At 63.4% G+C, this 16,125-nt stretch carries 14 protein-coding genes; all 14 read right to left on the bottom strand.

Features of this window, described 5'->3' with window-relative positions; genetic code table 11:
- Nucleotides 1-4: 4 nt before the first annotated feature.
- The 14 genes from miaA to dapA all read right to left on the bottom strand — a co-directional run bounded on the left by miaA (nucleotide 5) and on the right by dapA (nucleotide 16,121).
- Nucleotides 5-937 (bottom strand): tRNA (adenosine(37)-N6)-dimethylallyltransferase MiaA, encoded by a 933-nt coding sequence (miaA, locus tag ACXR2W_RS05145; RefSeq protein ID WP_458814270.1) that lies wholly within the window; start codon nucleotides 935-937, stop codon nucleotides 5-7.
- Entirely contained in the window at nucleotides 934-2,484 is a 1,551-nt protein-coding gene (gene miaB / locus ACXR2W_RS05140; protein WP_458814268.1) for a tRNA (N6-isopentenyl adenosine(37)-C2)-methylthiotransferase MiaB, read from the bottom strand. Before miaB ends, miaA begins: the two co-directional genes overlap by 4 nt.
- A 67-nt stretch (nucleotides 2,485-2,551) precedes the next feature.
- Nucleotides 2,552-3,121: a regulatory protein RecX gene (locus ACXR2W_RS05135; RefSeq protein ID WP_458814266.1), complete on the bottom strand. Its 570-nt coding sequence runs from the start codon at nucleotides 3,119-3,121 to the stop codon at nucleotides 2,552-2,554.
- 226 nt (nucleotides 3,122-3,347) lie between these two features.
- The gene (gene recA / locus ACXR2W_RS05130) at nucleotides 3,348-4,514 is read right to left on the bottom strand and encodes a recombinase RecA (RefSeq protein WP_458814264.1); all 1,167 of its coding nucleotides are present in this window, start codon (nucleotides 4,512-4,514) and stop codon (nucleotides 3,348-3,350) included.
- 257 nt (nucleotides 4,515-4,771) lie between these two features.
- Nucleotides 4,772-4,993 carry a DUF3046 domain-containing protein gene (locus ACXR2W_RS05125; protein WP_458814262.1) on the bottom strand — a complete coding sequence of 74 codons (222 nt, stop codon included), beginning with the start codon at nucleotides 4,991-4,993 and terminating at the stop codon, nucleotides 4,772-4,774.
- A 17-nt stretch (nucleotides 4,994-5,010) separates the two neighbouring features.
- Nucleotides 5,011-5,331 (bottom strand): helix-turn-helix domain-containing protein, encoded by a 321-nt coding sequence (locus ACXR2W_RS05120; protein WP_458814260.1) that lies wholly within the window; start codon nucleotides 5,329-5,331, stop codon nucleotides 5,011-5,013.
- Nucleotides 5,332-5,530: 199 nt separating this feature from the next.
- Nucleotides 5,531-6,037: a CinA family protein gene (locus ACXR2W_RS05115; protein ID WP_458814258.1), complete on the bottom strand. Its 507-nt coding sequence runs from the start codon at nucleotides 6,035-6,037 to the stop codon at nucleotides 5,531-5,533.
- Nucleotides 6,030-6,623 (bottom strand): CDP-diacylglycerol--glycerol-3-phosphate 3-phosphatidyltransferase, encoded by a 594-nt coding sequence (gene pgsA / locus ACXR2W_RS05110; protein WP_458814256.1) that lies wholly within the window; start codon nucleotides 6,621-6,623, stop codon nucleotides 6,030-6,032. The genes ACXR2W_RS05115 and pgsA overlap by 8 nt, the downstream gene beginning before the upstream one ends.
- A gap of 53 nt (nucleotides 6,624-6,676) precedes the next feature.
- The gene (locus ACXR2W_RS05105; protein ID WP_458814254.1) at nucleotides 6,677-9,577 is read right to left on the bottom strand and encodes an FtsK/SpoIIIE family DNA translocase; all 2,901 of its coding nucleotides are present in this window, start codon (nucleotides 9,575-9,577) and stop codon (nucleotides 6,677-6,679) included.
- A gap of 99 nt (nucleotides 9,578-9,676) precedes the next feature.
- Nucleotides 9,677-10,699, bottom strand: coding sequence for a lipid II:glycine glycyltransferase FemX (locus ACXR2W_RS05100; protein ID WP_458814252.1), 1,023 nt, complete (start codon nucleotides 10,697-10,699; stop codon nucleotides 9,677-9,679).
- Nucleotides 10,696-12,315, bottom strand: coding sequence for a murein biosynthesis integral membrane protein MurJ (gene murJ / locus ACXR2W_RS05095; RefSeq protein ID WP_458814250.1), 1,620 nt, complete (start codon nucleotides 12,313-12,315; stop codon nucleotides 10,696-10,698). The genes ACXR2W_RS05100 and murJ overlap by 4 nt, the downstream gene beginning before the upstream one ends.
- Nucleotides 12,315-13,448, bottom strand: a complete 1,134-nt coding sequence (locus ACXR2W_RS05090; protein ID WP_458814248.1) for a lipid II:glycine glycyltransferase FemX — start codon at nucleotides 13,446-13,448, stop codon at nucleotides 12,315-12,317. The genes murJ and ACXR2W_RS05090 overlap by 1 nt, the downstream gene beginning before the upstream one ends.
- A gap of 3 nt (nucleotides 13,449-13,451) precedes the next feature.
- Complete coding sequence (locus ACXR2W_RS05085; RefSeq protein WP_458814246.1) at nucleotides 13,452-15,128, bottom strand: ribonuclease J; 1,677 nt, start codon at nucleotides 15,126-15,128, stop codon at nucleotides 13,452-13,454.
- A 15-nt stretch (nucleotides 15,129-15,143) separates the two neighbouring features.
- On the bottom strand, nucleotides 15,144-16,121 hold the full coding sequence (dapA, locus tag ACXR2W_RS05080) for a 4-hydroxy-tetrahydrodipicolinate synthase (RefSeq protein ID WP_458814244.1): 978 nt from the start codon (nucleotides 16,119-16,121) through the stop codon (nucleotides 15,144-15,146).
- Nucleotides 16,122-16,125: the final 4 nt, after the last annotated feature.

Raw genomic sequence — 16,125 nt, 5'->3', positions numbered from 1 at the left:
CCCGCTAGGCTGCGGGCGACTCCCCCATCACGGCATCAATGTCTGGGCCCGTCACGTGCTCGATGCCCGGGTAGCGTTTGAACCATGCCACCTGTCTGCGCGCGTATCTGCGCGTGAGCGCCTGCGTCTCGGCGATCGCGTCAGCCTCGGTAAGCCGCCCCTGAATCTGGCCGAGCGCCTGCGCGTAGCCGATCGCGCGGCTCGCCGTCACGCCACGTTCAATGCCGCGAGGAATGAGCCCGCGTACCTCGTCGATCAGACCTGCCGCCCACATCTGCTCCACGCGCGCGTCGAGGCGCGCTACGAGCGCCGCTCGCTCACAATCAACGCTCACGAGCCGGGTGGCTGGCCGCCACAGCTCTGGCTCGCTCGGCAACGTGACGCGCGCATCGCCGCCAAGTAGCGCGACTTCGAGCGCCCGCACGACGCGCCTAGGGTTACGAGCGTCTACCGCGGCCGCCGTCTCGGGCGAAAGCTCGGCGAGGCGCGCAAGCAGCGCGGCGGTACCGTGCGCTGCCGCCTCGGCTTCAAGCTGTGCCCTGATCGCTTCGTCTCGGGGAGGAAACTGGAAGTCGTAGACCACGCTCGATACGTAGAGTCCGGATCCGCCCACGAGAATGGCGTCGGCGCCGCGCGCGTGAATCTCGTCGATCACGCGGCGTGCCCGTGGCTGATACCACGCGACCGTTGCTTCTTTCGTTGGATCAAGCACGTCAAACAGGTGGTGTGGGATCCCGCACCGGTCTGCTTCGGGCAGCTTCGCCGTGCCGATGTCCATGCCACGGTAGAACTGCATCGCGTCAGCGTTCACGATCTCGGCCGGGCGACCACCGGCCGCGAGCTGCTCGGCGAGCGCGAGCGACAGCGCAGACTTGCCGGTGCCGGTCGCACCTACCACGGCCCACAGCGTCGGCGGCTGAGCCGCGACCGCGCTCATCGCGTGCGAATGGTGGGGAGGCCCAGGTTTACCGCCTTAGGAGCTCCCCCGGCCGCAGGGGTGGGCACGCCGCAGCTCTCAGCCTGCCTGCGATCCCACGCGTCGCCAGCCCGCGTGCGCCGTACCCGGTACCCGGCAGGCTCGTCGGCGATCAAGAAGTGCGGCGCCGCGCTCGTCACCTGCACGGTAACAACGTCGCCTGGGCGCGGCTCTTCGGCCCCTTCGGGCACCGAAAAGTGCACGAGCCGGTTGTCTTCGGCACGGCCCGATAGTCGGCTCTGCGCGGAGTCTTTCTTGCCGCTGCCCGCCGACACCAACACCTCGACGGTGCGGCCGATCTGGGCGTGGTTTTCGCGCAGTGACATCTGTTCCTGCAGCTCGTGCAGGCGTTCGTATCGACGCTGCACGACCTCCTTGGGCAGCTGGTTCTCCATCTCAGCGGCGGGTGTGCCCGGGCGGATGGAGTACTGGAAGGTGAATGCACTCTGAAACCTTGAGGCTTCAACGACCCGCATCGTGTCTTCAAAGTCTTCTTCAGTTTCGCCGGGAAACCCGACAATGATGTCGGTGGTGATCGCAGCGTCGGGCATCTTTTCGCGTACACGATCGAGAATGCCCAGGTACTTCTTCGAACGGTACGACCTACGCATCGCTTTGAGTACCGCATCTGAACCGGACTGCAGTGGCATGTGCAGTGACGGCATCACGTTGTGCGTTTCGGCCATTGCGTCGATCACGTCATCGGTAAACGCGGCGGGGTGAGGGCTTGTGAAGCGCACACGTTCAAGGCCGTCAATTTCGCCCATGGCACGCAGCAACTTACCAAATGCGAGCTTGTCACCGAACTCGACACCGTACGTGTTGACGTTCTGCCCGAGTAACGTGACTTCAATGGCGCCGTCGTCGACGAGGGCCTGCACTTCTGCGAGAATGTCGCCGGGGCGGCGGTCTTTCTCCTTACCACGCAGTGCGGGAACGATGCAGAACGTGCAGGTGTTGTTGCAGCCGACCGAAATGGACACCCAACCGCTCGAAGCTGAGTCGCGCTTCGTGGGAAGCGTGGAGGGGAAGATCTCAAGCGCTTCAAGGATCTCGACCTGCGCCTCTTCGTTGTGCCGGGCGCGCTCAAGGAGCACCGGCAATGACCCCATGTTGTGGGTTCCAAACACCACATCGACCCAGGGCGCCTTCTCGACGATGGTGCCCTGATCTTTTTGCGCGAGGCAGCCGCCAACAGCGATTTGCATGCCCTCGTGTTCGCGCTTCACGCTCGCGAGGTAGCCCAGGTTGCCGTACAGCTTCTGGGCCGCGTTCTCGCGCACCGCGCACGTGTTGATCACGACGACGTCTGCCCGCTCAGACGGATCTGCGGCCACATAGCCCGCCGCCTCGAGGGAGCCCGCAAGCCGTTCGGAGTCGTGCACGTTCATCTGGCAGCCGAGCGTGCGCACCGAATAGCTGCGCGGGCTTCCATCGGGTCGCAGTGCGGCGGGTGACGTCGCAATCGCGGTCTGATCTAAGACTGCTTCGGTTGGTGCAAAACTCATGCGCACCAGTCTACCGGCGGGCTGCTGAGGTTCTGGTCACGGGATTGCGTGCAGCACCCGGAGTGCGCTATTCGAAGCGCACTCCACTACCGCTACGCCCGCGTTTGCCCAGTCCACCGCCGTCGAGCGCTTCGTTGACCGCGCGCATCGCCGGTTCACCCGACCAGCCACGCCGAGCAAGAAACCCGATGAGCCTACGCTGAGCGGTAGCGCGGTCGAGACCACCCAACTTCTCGGCGCGCTTCGCCGCTGCCTCACGCAACAAAGCGTACTCTTCGTCAGTGTCGAGCTCGCCGATCACCTCGTCGATAACCGCATCTGGAAGTTTGCGCTCGCGTAGTTTGCGCGTGATCTGACCGCGGCTCGCACCCTTAGAGGAGCGGAGCTTCTCTGCTTGCACACGTGCCAGCCCGAGGTCGTCAAGGTAGTGACTGTCGATGAACTCGTCGATTACAAGCGAGACTTCGTCGGCGGGGTGATCGAGCGCCAGCAGATCGCCACGCAGCTCACCGCTCGACTTGGCACGACGAGCCAGCAAACGTACGGCGTCATCGTACGCTGGTCCACGATCTGCAGGCACTTCTTCAGCGCACTCAGCCTCAACGCCAGCAGGGATCGCGGCTGGTACCGCGGACACACACGGCTCGTCCACCCGGGGCGACTCGTCTACCAAGGACCGCACCTCGGATTCAGTCTCAGTCGAGCCTGAATCCGAGGTTGGCGCGTCGTCCTCCGCAGCGGCATCCGCATCGGTCGCGCGAAGCCACGACCGCATCTCTACCACCTCTGCGAGGTTCTCGGTCGATTCTCGCGGTGTCGACGCACGCTCCTCAGGGGGCGGCAGAAAGCGAACCGCCATGGGACTAGGCGCTCGCCCGCTGCGGTGCCGCCTTTGCAGCCGCAGGGGCCTTCGCGTCGGCCTTCGCGTCGGCCTTCACGTCGGCTTTCGTGCCAGCTTTCGCGTCGCCCGCCTTGGCCTCGGCTGCCTTGGCCTCGCCGGCTTTTGCGTCGGTCGGCGCCTGTTCCACGGTACGACCATTCACGCCAAGCTTGGTGAGAATCTTCTCTTCAATCTCGAGCGCCATCTCGGGGTTATTGATGAGGAACCTGCGGGCATTCTCCATGCCCTGACCAAGCTGGTCACCCTCGTACGTAAACCACGCGCCGCTCTTCTTAATGAAGCCGTGCTCGACGCCATAGTCGATGAGCGAGCCCTCACGGGAGATGCCCTTGCCGTACAGGATGTCAAACTCGGCCTGCTTGAACGGCGGCGCCATCTTGTTCTTGACGACCTTCACGCGGGTACGGTTACCGACCGCGTCGGTACCCTCTTTGAGTGTCTGAATGCGTCGAATATCGAGTCGCACCGAGGCATAGAACTTGAGCGCCTTACCACCCGACGTGGTCTCGGGGCTACCGAAGAACACGCCGACCTTCTCGCGCAGCTGGTTGATAAAGATGCAAGTGGTCTTCGTTGCATTCAAGCTGCCGGTGATCTTGCGCAGCGCTTGCGACATGAGGCGGGCCTGCAGACCCACGTGGCTGTCACCCATATCACCATCGATCTCAGCCTTAGGCACCAGCGCTGCGACGGAGTCAATCACTACAAGGTCGACCGAACCCGAACGAATGAGCATGTCGGCGATCTCGAGCGCTTGCTCGCCCGTGTCGGGCTGCGCTACGAGCAACGCGTCGATGTCTACGCCGAGCTTCTGGGCGTACTCGGGGTCTAGCGCATGCTCGGCATCGATGAACGCCGCGATACCACCGGCGCGCTGCGCGTTGGCGATTGCGTGCAGCGTGAGCGTGGTCTTACCCGACGACTCAGGGCCATAGATCTCAATGATGCGGCCCCGCGGCAACCCGCCTATTCCGAGCGCGACGTCGAGCGCTACCGAACCGGTCGGAATAACCTCTACCGGCGCGCGCTCAGCGCTGCCCATGCGCATGATCGCGCCCTTGCCAAAGTTCTTATCGATCTGGGCGAGAGCTGCTTCGAGAGCCTTCTCGCGATCTTTGGGTGCTGCCATGATGTGTCCTCACTCGTGAGCGGCGTCGCCGCGTGGTTGCTGCCTACCGACTGTCGATGCCGCATGCGGCCGACAAGGCATTAGGTGTCGATGTCTCACACGTTATGACCAACCACCGACATCGGGAAGCCCCCGAGCCGAAGCTGTGCATAACGCGTTAGCTAGACGCCCTGTGGACGAAGCTACCACCTATCGAACGAATCTTCGAGGACGGCTCGGCGTGTCGCACATCAACGATCCCGGGCACCTACATCGCCCTACCTCGGCGCAGACTTCAACCCGCGGCCATGCCTGCGCGCTTCGGGTACGTCAAGGTCGGCGCAGAGCGACTCCCAGACCACCCTCGCATCTACCCCGGCAGCCAGCGCTTCTTGGGCGGTCGCCCCGAGCGCACGCAACCAGTGATCCCGCAGCAGCACTGCCGCATAGTCTTCACCAAACTCGGCCGCGCAGGCCCGGCGAAACTCGCTGATCCTCACGTTCGAACTAGCTCTGGTTAAGAAACGAGCTCGGGCGCAAAGCCCGCCACAAAATCAGCCGGCACAGTGTCGGGCACGCGCCCTGCCATGGGCAGCGAGAGGCCCTCAACGACAGCAAGGCGCTCACTCACTTCGCCCATAATGACCGAGAGGGGAGTTTCGAGCGCGTCTGCGACCGCCGCGAGAATTTCACTCGAGGCCTCTTTCTGCCCGCGCTCCACCTCACTGAGGTAACCAAGCGCTACACTCGCTTCACCGGCCACCTGCCGCAGGGTACGACCCTTCTGCAACCGGAAGTCACGTAGTACGTCGCCGATCTCTTGACGCATCAGCACCATGTGAACCCTCCCTCACTTGCACAACAGCAGTTAGTGCAATAACCATACCTGTTTCAGCCGAGAATCCCCCAACCGAGCGGCGTATTTTCTGCGCCACTAGAGGTAACCGAGAGCCTACCGCCTCTATTCCTGAAACTTCGCTGAACCTGAGTGGAGTCGACTCAAGTTCTCAATTATTACAGGGCCATCGCAGGTTGCTTCAACTGGCAAGGCGACCGAGCTCTTCGCTCAGCATCGCAAGCGCGGCCGCCACTGTCGCCTCCCGGATCGCAGCGCGATCGCCCTCGAACATGAATAACTCAGCTCGCTCGCTCGCTGGCGAGCTCACCCCGATCCATACTGTGCCCGGCGGCTGTCCAGTCGCCCAGTCTGCGTCGGGGCCCGCGACACCCGTCGTCGCGACCCCAACGAGGGCAGGGTTACCGTCCACTGCGCAGGCGCTGCGCACACCTCGCGCCATCTGCTGCGCAACACGCTCGTCAACCGGTCCCGCTTCACGCAACAGTGCCGCTTCAACCCCCAGCAGCGTGTGTTTCAGTTCGGTGTCGTAGGCCACAATGCCGCCTGAGAAGACACTCGAAGCGCCGGGCACGCTCACGATCGCATCGGTTACCAGCCCGCCCGAGAGCGATTCGGCCACCGCAATGCGCGCACCAATCATACGAGCACGAGCAACAATGGTGTGCGCGAGTACTGTCTCAGCCACGCTTGGCTCCGCTTGAGCGAGCGAACGCGATGATGTAATCAATACCACTGAGCACTGTGAGCGCGACCGCAATGGTCATCGTCACGACGTTAGCCCAGTATGCGATCGGAGCGAAGTCACCCAAGATTTGCGCGAACGGCGCGAGCGCGAGCGTGATGGCGACTGACTGCGCCACGGTCTTCAGCTTGCCCATCCACGCCGCCGCCACGACTACGTCGTGCGCGACGATCAGCCGGTGCACCGTAATGCCCACTTCGCGCACGAGCACGACGATCGTGATCCACCAGGGCAACTCGGCGATGATCGAGAGCCCAACAAGCGCCGCCCCAGTTAGAAACTTATCGGCGATCGGATCAAGCAGTTTGCCGAGATCGGTGATGAGTCCACGAGACCGCGCGAGGTGACCGTCCCACGCATCGGTCGCGATCGCGAGCACGAAGAAAGCCGCGCTTGCCCACCGCAGCGCTTCATTTTGTCCGCCTTGGGCGAGTAATAGCCAGAGAAAAAATGGTGTTGCGACGATGCGCGCAGCCGTGATGATGTTAGGGGCGTTCCAGTTGCTGGGTTTCGCGGCGGTGTCGTTCACTCGGTTCTCGTTTCGGTTGGGCCGGTGCGTGGGGAGCAAGTAATTACGAGCGCTTAATCGCGGCCAGTCAGCTGCCAGGCGTCTTCATCGCCGCTAGTGTCGGTGCCGTCGACTTCTTCAAGACCTGCCTGGTAGGCGGCTACGGGGTCATCGTAACGGCTGTCGGGCTCGACGGCAGAGGCAACTTGCGCCGAGGTTACTGACTGCGCAGCGGGAGCCGTCGGTACGGGCGTAGCCGCGGGCGCGGCGGGCATACCCTTAATGCGCGCGAGTACTTCTGGCAGCTGCTCGGGCGCCACGAGCACGTCACGCGCCTTCGACCCCTCTGAGGGGCCGACAATCTCGCGCGATTCCATCAGGTCCATCAGTCGACCTGCCTTCGCAAACCCGACCCGCAGCTTGCGCTGCAGCATCGATGTCGAACCGAACTGCGAGCTCACTACAAGGTCGACCGCCGCCAGGAGCACTTCGAGGTCGTCACCGATATCGGCGTCGATCTCTTTCTTCTCGACCACCTGTGCCACGTCGGCGCGGTACTCGGGCTGCGCCTGGGCTTTGACGTGGGAGACGACTTCGGCGATCTCTGCCTCGCCTACCCACGCGCCCTGCACACGCACAGGACTCGATTCACCGTTCAAGAGAAGCAAGCCATCGCCCTGGCCGATAAGCCGTTCAGCGCCCACTTCGTCTAGGATCACGCGCGAGTCGGTGCCAGAGGCTACTGCGAAGGCATACCTGCTGGGCACGTTCGATTTGATGACACCGGTGACCACATTGACCGAGGGGCGCTGGGTGGCGAGCACGAGGTGGATGCCCGCTGCGCGCGCGAGCTGGGTGATGCGCTGAATCGAATCTTCGACATCTCGCGGAGCGACCAGCATGAGGTCGGCGAGCTCGTCGACCACGACCAACAAGTAGGGGTAGGGCTTGAGCTTACGCTCGCTCCCCTCGGGCAGCACGATGCTACCCGAGCGTACGGCCTCGTTGAAGTCATCAATGTGACGAAACCCGAAGCTCGCGAGATCGTCGTAGCGCATGTCCATCTCTTTCACGACCCACTGCAGCGCTTCGGCGGCCTTTTTGGGGTTCGTGATGATGGGGGTGATCAGGTGCGGTACACCCTGGTAGACCGTGAGTTCGACGCGCTTGGGGTCGACGAGCACCATGCGCACCTGCTCGGGCGTCGCCCGCATCAAAATGCTCGTGATCATCGAGTTAATGAAGCTCGATTTACCCGATCCGGTTGCGCCCGCGACGAGCAGGTGCGGCATCTTCGCGAGGTTCGCGACCACGAACCCGCCCTTGACGTCTTTGCCCACACCGATAGCCATCGGGTGGGTCGTGCGCTGGGCTCTGTGCGAGCGCAGCACGTCGCCCAGGGCCACGTTCTCGCGGTCCTTGTTAGGAATCTCGATACCAATCGCACTCTTACCGGGGATCGGCGAAAGGATGCGCACCTCATTCGATGCCACCGCATACGACAGATTCTTGGACAGCGCCGTCACTTTCTCGACCTTCACGCCCGGGCCAAGCTCGACTTCGTACTGCGTCACCGTCGGGCCGCGCGAGAAACCCGATACTCGGGCATCAACCTTGAACTCTTCAAACACGCGCCCAATGGCGGCAGTGATTTGGTCGTTGGCCTCGGTGCGCGCGAGCGGCGCGGCCCCTGCGGCGAGTGTCATCTCGTCGGGCAGCTGGTATTCCCTGACCGCGTTCGGATCGTGCGGCGGCGCGACCACAAACGGTGTGGTGGCGGTAAGTGGTTCGGGTGCCTCTGGTTCAGGGTCAACTGAGCCCGCGAAGTCATCCCACGAGTCATCACCCAGCCCCGATGCACGCGCGGCCCCAGAAGCGCCGGCGGCCGCCACCGCGGCCTCAGCGTGATCAAGCGAATCGAACAGGTCGGCGGGGAACACATCGGTCGGTGCCGCGGCAGCGGTGTCAGGTGCGGGCGTAACGCTTTCCGAAGCGCTCTCGGTCTCAACGTCATCAGTTGCGAAGGCGCTCTCGAACGCCCCTTCGGCGCTGCCTGGAGCGAGCGCCGCGTCGAGTGCGGCCTGGTTGCCCGCGTATTCGGGGTCAACCTCGCGCCCCGTCGAGTTGCGGCGCCACCACGGCATCGCCCCCGCCTCAGGCTTTGGTTCGTCGTCTTCGTGGTCTGCGAGATCGAATAGCGGAGTCTGCTTGTCTTTGCCGCGTTTGCCCCGCTGCGCAGGCGCGTCGGTTCCGGGGGCTGGTTCTTCGGTCTCTACCACCCCAAAGAGAAAGGCGTACGCCTCTTTCAGGCGCCGCCCAATGCGGCTCGGTGGCGTCTTCGTCACGATCAGCACAGACAGCAACAGCACGATCGAGAGCACCGGCACGGCGACCCAGATGGTGAGCGCGTAGAGCGGGGTGCCCACCATCCACCCCAGCAGTCCCCCTGCTTCAGCGAGCGCAGGCATTCCGTCTTGTGGTTGCGGTAGCCCACCGTAGATATGGGTGATGCCCGAGACACTCATAATCGCGAGAAACAGTCCGATAGCAATGCGCCTGTTGTCGTTAATGCTAGACGGATTATTAAACAGCCACATCGCGAACGCGATCATGATGATCGGAAATCCAAATGCTACGCGCCCAAAAAGACCCCCAAATGACCAGGCATCCAGTTGCACCGCGACGGGGTTAGCAATAAGAAACCACTCGATGACAGCGCCCGCGATAGCGAGCAACACGAGAAACAACGGGATCCCGTCGCGGCGGTCTGCCGGGTCAAGCGGTTCTGCCCGAAACACCCGCGCCGCGCCGCCCACGCCGTGCGCGAGAGCTTGCCACGCCCGCACAAAACCGCTTTCGGTATCGGCCGGCTGCGCAAGCACGCGGGTCTTCTCTTGGCCGCCGCCAGCACGCGCGCGAGACGACCCCGGGGTGCTCTTTCCCGATTTTGCGCGCGACGAAGATTTATTGGCCATAATTCGAGGGTACGTTCGACCTCCGACATTCGCTAGCTGACGCTCCGAGAACCGCGTAAACACGCGCCTCTTTCGCGCAGCCAGCGACTGCCTGAAGCGCTATCTGCGGCGAAGCGCTCGGACCACCCGTTTGGCGAGCGGCAGGCCACGCGTCCAGGCTGTGTACCCGGGCCCCGGGCGATCCCACGACCCCGCCAGCAGGTTCTCGTGCGAGGCCCAGCCCTTCTTAAAGGTCGTGACACCGTCGTTGATGAGCCCACCAAAGTCATACCGGGTGATGCCCAGCTGCTTCATCTCGCGAATCACGTGCCACTTGAGCGCGTAGTTGGCGCGCAGTTTCTGACCCACCTCGTTCATACCACCGTAGAGTTCGAACGCGGTGCGATCGCTCTTCGCCATGAACAAAAAGGCGACAACCTTACCGTCGACGTACGCGGCCCACACCGGGCTGTCGTCGCCGAGCATCGTGAATGCGTCGCGGTAATACGAGTCTTCATGCAGCCCGAAATCGGCGCGCTCGCTCGTTGCGTGATACACCTCGAGGCACTCGTCGAGCTGCGCGAGAGTTTCGACCTTGCGAATCTCGAGCGACTCTTCGCGCCCCGACTTGCGCACGTACTGCCGGTGCTTCTTCGTCATGTCGGCGATCAGCGCATCTTCGTCCTTGCGCAGGTCAAGAATGAGCGTGCGCGCTGGCAGCACGGGGGTCTGTGCCTCGCGCCACGACGCAGTGAGCGCGAACGCCCCATCGTCTTCGTCGGGCTCAACCGAGACAGCAACCGCGCGGCGCGAGCCACGCACATACTGTGCAATGGCGTCAGCTACCGCCCCCGGCGCGGGTGACTGCGCTGGGCGATCCGGATCGCCCAAATCCCGGGCCAGCACCGGGCCGCGAGGCGCGTACACGAAACCGCCCAGAGGCGCGGGCAGCTTGCGCGTGAGGAGCTGGCAGGCGCCAACGGTCTCGCCTGCGGCGTCGGTGACGAGCACGCGTTCGGCACTCCACCGGTGCGCGCTCTTGAGCTCGCCCCAGCCCCACAGCTGCAGCGGATGCCCGCCTAAGCGTTTCACGGTCGCGTCCCAGTGGGCGCGATCCGTGCAGGGGGTCACAGTGAGAGTCACGAAGAATTCCTTCCGAGTTTACGGGCAAGAAAGCCCGTGAGTTCTGCGAGTTCGGGTGAGCGCAACGCGCGCAATGCGACCGCGTACCCAGCCCCGACGACCAGGGCAACGACCGTGGCGAAGACAACGGCGAGGAGCGCGCCAACATGGGCAACAGAGGCGTTCAAGAGCCACGTCGCAACGAGCCCAATGAGCACAGCGGGTATCGCGGCCAGCACGAACTTGACGAGGCTCTGCGCGATTCGTCGGCCGTCGATCGACCCGATCTTGCGGCGCAGCAGCCAGGTGGCGAGCAGCGCTTGGAGCAGCGTCGCGATCGACCAGACGAGCGCGAAACCCGCGCCGATCATGGCGGGAGGCACGACGAACGGCAAGACGAGCGACAGTGCGATCACGACGCCCATCTGAACGCTCGTGAACACGAATGGCGTGCGCGTATCTGACAGCGCGTAAAAGGCGCGCTGCACAATAAACAAAAAGCTGTAGCCCGCGAGGCTAATGGAATAGGCCTGCAGCGCGAGCGCGAACTGGTCGACCTGCAGGTCAGTCGCACCAAAGTTGATGATGCGCGAGATGAACGGCGCAGCCGCGAAAATAGCCACCGCCGCGTACATCATGACGAGCGCGATCTGACGGGTCGAAGCCGAGAAATCTTCGACGAACTCACGCATGCGCCCCGTCTGGCCCCATTCGGCGAGCCGCGTGAAGTAGGCCGTGGCGAGCGATACCGCGATCACTGAGTGCGGCATCATGAAGATCAGCCACACGTTTTGCATCGCGCTCGTCGAGGGCCCTTCGCCTGTGCCCATCGACACGATACGGTTCGTGACGATACCGCCCAGCTGCATGACGAGCACCATCGCGAGGGTCCAGCCCGCGAGCCTGGCCGTTTGGCCGAGCCCCACGCCCTTCCACTGGAAGTCGGGGCGGTACCGAATACCAGCCTTCTTCCACGACACAAACAAGATGAGCGCCTGCGCAACGATGCCAATGGTTGCACTGCCCGCGAGCACGCCGATCGAGAGCACGCTCCAGTCGAGCACGGTGCGGGTGCCGGTGCCGTCGGCGCCAAACATGACGATGAAAACGACGATGCCAGCGATCGCAATCACATTGTTTAACACGGGCGCCCACGTGAAGGGCCCAAAGATGCTCTTCGCGTTGAGCACCTCCCCCATGACCGTGTAAACGCCGTAGAAAATGACCTGTGGAATGCACCAGTACGCAAAAGCCGTTGCGAGCGCTAACTGGTCGTCTGACCAGCCCTGCACGGTGACGCGCACGATCCAGGGTGCCGCCAGCATCGCGAGCATTGTGACGCCGATCAGCGCCACCGTCACGAGCGTGAGCACCTTGTTGATGTAGCCAGCGCCCCCGTCGCTTCCGTGCGCCGCCTTCACGATCTGCGGCACGAGCACGGCGTTCAACACGCCACCCATCAAGATCATGTAGATCGTATTGGGGAGCAGGTTGCCGTTCGCGAAGGCGTCGGCAGACACCGAGCCGACCGAGCCGATCGCGTATGCAAGCAACATGGCCTTTGCGAGGCCGAGCACGCGTGACACCATCGTGCCCGAGGCCATGAGCGCGCTCGCGCGCATGATTCCTGCGGCCATTAGTAGTAGGGATCCTTCCAGCGCGCGAGCGACAGCCTGCGCATCACGCGGTCACCGAGCTTCGTCCACAGCGCGTAGGCCCGCGGCCTAAGCGGCAGGTCAAATGCGCCGGGGTAGTCGGTGATCTCGGCCGAAAACGACCGCTTAAACTGGCCGACACCGTGCAGCGGGTGGGCTTTGTCGTCTGCGCGGTTCGCGGGTGGCGCGCCGCACAGGTCGTGCAGCGATGCGCCCCGCTGGTTCGCCCAGCGCAGCACCTCCCACTGCAGCGCATGCGATGCACCGTAGCCCGATTTTGCGCGCACCGACGCACCGTCTTTATAGGTGGTTTTCTGCCCGAGGCCCATCGCAAATGCGCCGGCTACGAGCTCGCCATCACGGTGCGCAAGAAATACTTGCCCGTCACCGCTGCGCTGAAAGCGCTGCCAGAATTCGCGGTAGTACCGTTCGCTGCGCAGCACGAACCGCCCCTCGGCGGTCTCCTGCAGCAGCCGGTAGAGCGCGGCGCAGTCCTCATCGGTCGCGGCTGCGCGGGTCACGACGATGCCGTCACGAGCGGCACGGTTGATCGCGTTGCGTGCCTTCTTACCGAGGCTCGCGAGCAGCTCCTTATCGGCCTGTTCTGTGCCGGGTTCGGCGTCAGTGGCCACGCTCACGAGCACGGTGGAGGGATTCGGAATCACGCGTACGGTATCGATGAAACCGCGGCTCCGGATCGCGCCTGCCGCAGTCGGGTACGCCGCGACCGCGAGCCGCGGCTCGATCTTCACCAGGAATGCGCCCCGCGCACGGGCAAGACGGCCGACCGCCTCAGCCGCCTCCATCACCGATTCGACGTCTTCGCCAGCCGGACCAGCCGGCAGGTGCCACCACTCACCGAGCAGCGGCACACGCTTCGCCAGCACACCGACCGCGATGGGAGGCCGCCCCGGTCGTTCGACGATCACGCGTCGATCGAGGTATCGGCCCTCGTCGCGTTTCAGGGCAAGGTAACTCTCACCCATCCATACTTCGCCGCCGCCAGGGTTCTGCGCGATAAGCGCATCCCACGAAACGACCTCAGCCGGGGTCGCAAGCCGAGCAATCACGTCGCTCGGCTTTACGCCCCCGGCCGTACCGGGAATCCGGGTCACTCGTTACACCACCACCACGACGGGAACGATCATTGCCTTGCGGCGCAGCTTCGTGCCGACCCACCGGCCAACGGTGCGACGCACGACCTGCTGCAGGCCACGGCGATCGGTGACACCGTCATTCATGGCATCTTCGAGCGCCTTAGCGATCTGTGGCTTGATCTTGTCGTACACACGGGCATCTTCTGCTACGCCGCGGGCGTGAATCTCGGGGCCCGAGACGATCTGGCCGAGCGTGGTCTCAACCACGGTCACGACCGAGATGAAGCCTTCTTCTGCCATCGTGCGACGGTCACGCAGATCGTCGTCAGTGACACGACCAACGCTCTTGCCGTCTACGTAGATGTAATCGATCTCGAGCTGGCCCACTTCACGTGCCACGCCGTCAACTAGGTCGACAACAGTGCCATTTTCAGCGATCACGGTGCGGTTCTGCGGCACACCGGTTTCGATTGCGAGCGCTGCGTTAGCGACCAGCATGCGGTGTTCACCGTGAATCGGCATCACGTTCTTGGGGCGCACAATGTTGTAGCAGTACAGCAGCTCGCCAGCCGAAGCGTGGCCCGAAACGTGAACCTTAGCGTTGCCCTTGTGCACCACGTTTGCGCCGAGCTTGATGAGCCCGTCGATGATGCGGTAAACGCTGGTCTCGTTACCTGGGATCAGGCTCGAAGCAAGAATCACGGTGTCGTCTTCGCCGACCTCGATCTGGTGCTCGCGGTTCACCATGCGGCTGAGCACCGCCATCGGCTCGCCCTGTGAACCGGTCGACATGTAGACGATGCGGTGGTCGGGAATGTCACCGCTCTTCTTCAGATCGACGATAACGCCCTCGGGCACCGTCAGGTACCCCAGATCGGCAGCAATCTTCATGTTGCGCACCATCGAGCGGCCGAGCAGCACGACGCGGCGACCGTTCGCGTAGGCTGCGTCAAGCACCTGCTGCACGCGGTGCACGTGGCTCGAGAAGCTCGCCACTACGACCTTGCCGCGCGTCTTCGAGATCACCTGTTCGATGACGGGTCCGATGTTCTTCTCGGGAGAGGTGAACCCGGGCACATCGGCGTTCGTGGAGTCGGTCATGAAGAGGTCGACGCCCTCTTCGCCGAGCCGCGCGAACGCGCGCAGGTCGGTGATACGGCCGTCAAGCGGCAGCTGGTCCATCTTGAAGTCGCCAGTGCCAATCACCAGCCCAGCCTCGGTACGAATCGCGACCGCAAGCGCGTCGGGAATCGAGTGGTTCACCGCGATGAACTCAAGGTCAAACGGGCCGTACTTAGCGTGTTCGTCTTCGCGCACCACGTGAGTCTTCGGGCGAATGCGGTGTTCCTTGAGCTTCGCCTCAACAAACGCGAGGGTCAGCTTCGAACCGACGAGCGGAATATCTTCGCGCATCTTGAGCAGGTACGGCACGGCACCAATGTGGTCTTCGTGGCCGTGGGTCAGCACGACCGCCACAATGTCGCTGAGCCGGTGCTCAATCTTCGAGATGTCAGGCAAAATGAGGTCGACGCCTGGCTGGTGCTCCTCAGGAAACAGCACACCACAGTCGACGATCAGCAACTTGCCGTTGATCTCGTAGACCGTCATGTTGCGGCCTACTTCTCCGAGACCACCCAGCGGAGTGATGCGGAGTGCGCCCTTCGCGAGAGCGGGAGGGGCGTAAGGGGGGTTGGGCACGGGGCCTCCTGTTTATTAGCGGGTGGTGCCTGCAATCTGGGGCAGGGCACCGCCGGCAGCCGCATTGCGGTCCGGCCTGAAGTTTGAAAGGTCGACGCCCGGAACGTCCTTGATGAGCGCGAGCTCGTCCTCAATGAGGGCGGCCTCCCACTCTTCGGGGCCTACGAGGGGCAGCCGTACCCGGGGGCTGCCAATACGGCCGAGGCCGTGAAGAATGTATTTTGCGGCAACAGTGCCGGGAACGTGCGTCATCACCGCACGCACGAGCGGTTCGAGCTGCTGGTGCACCTTGCGTGCTGTATGCAGATCGCCCGCGTTCACCGCGTCGATGATCGCGCGGTAGGGTGCAGCAGCGACGTTCGCGGTGACACCGATGAGGCCCGTAGCTCCGATCGCGAGGTGCGGCAGCACGTTCGCGTCGTCACCCGAGAAGTACATGAGGTCAGTCTGGTTGAGCACACGGCTGACCTGGCTGAAATCACCCTTCGCGTCCTTGACGGCCAGAATGTTCGGGTGCTTCGCGAGGCGCAGAATCGTCTCGTACTCAATCGGCACACCGGTGCGGCCCGGAATGTCGTACAAGATGACCGGCAGGTCGGTGGCGTCTGCCACCATGCGGAAGTGCGTCAGTAGACCCGCCTGGGTCGGCTTGTTGTAGTAGGGCGTGACGATCATGACACCGTCTGCGCCAGCCTTCTCGCTCGCTTTGTACAGCTCAATCGCGTGTGCGGTCTCGTTTGAGCCACCGCCCGTGATGATCTTCGCGCGGCCACCCGAAACCGACTTCGCGACCTCGACGAGCTTGAGCTTCTCGGGGTCGGTGAGCGTGCTGGTTTCTCCTGTGGTGCCCGTCACTACGATGCCGTCGGCACCGTTACGAATGCACTCGTCTATATGCTTCTCGGTGGCAGCCCAATCAACCTCACCGTCAGCCTGAAAAGGCGTAACGAGCGCTACCAGTACCTGTCCGAAGGGGTTCTCATGAGTTGCCACCCGT

It is taken from the genome of Leucobacter faecis (assembly GCF_054456695.2).
The sequence above is the reverse complement of the archived record's forward strand: the minus strand, read 5'-3'. Positions and strand labels throughout refer to the sequence as shown.

Bases quoted from the DNA above. Each gene is read 5' to 3' on its own strand.
- miaA (WP_458814270.1), bottom strand. From the start codon at position 937: ATGAGCGCGGTCGCGGCTCAGCCGCCGACGCTGTGGGCCGTGGTAGGT.
- miaB (WP_458814268.1), bottom strand. From the start codon at position 2,484: ATGAGTTTTGCACCAACCGAAGCAGTCTTAGATCAGACCGCGATTGCG.
- recA (WP_458814264.1), bottom strand. From the start codon at position 4,514: ATGGCAGCACCCAAAGATCGCGAGAAGGCTCTCGAAGCAGCTCTCGCC.
- ACXR2W_RS05120 (WP_458814260.1), bottom strand. From the start codon at position 5,331: ATGGTGCTGATGCGTCAAGAGATCGGCGACGTACTACGTGACTTCCGG.
- ACXR2W_RS05105 (WP_458814254.1), bottom strand. From the start codon at position 9,577: ATGGCCAATAAATCTTCGTCGCGCGCAAAATCGGGAAAGAGCACCCCG.
- murJ (WP_458814250.1), bottom strand. From the start codon at position 12,315: ATGGCCGCAGGAATCATGCGCGCGAGCGCGCTCATGGCCTCGGGCACG.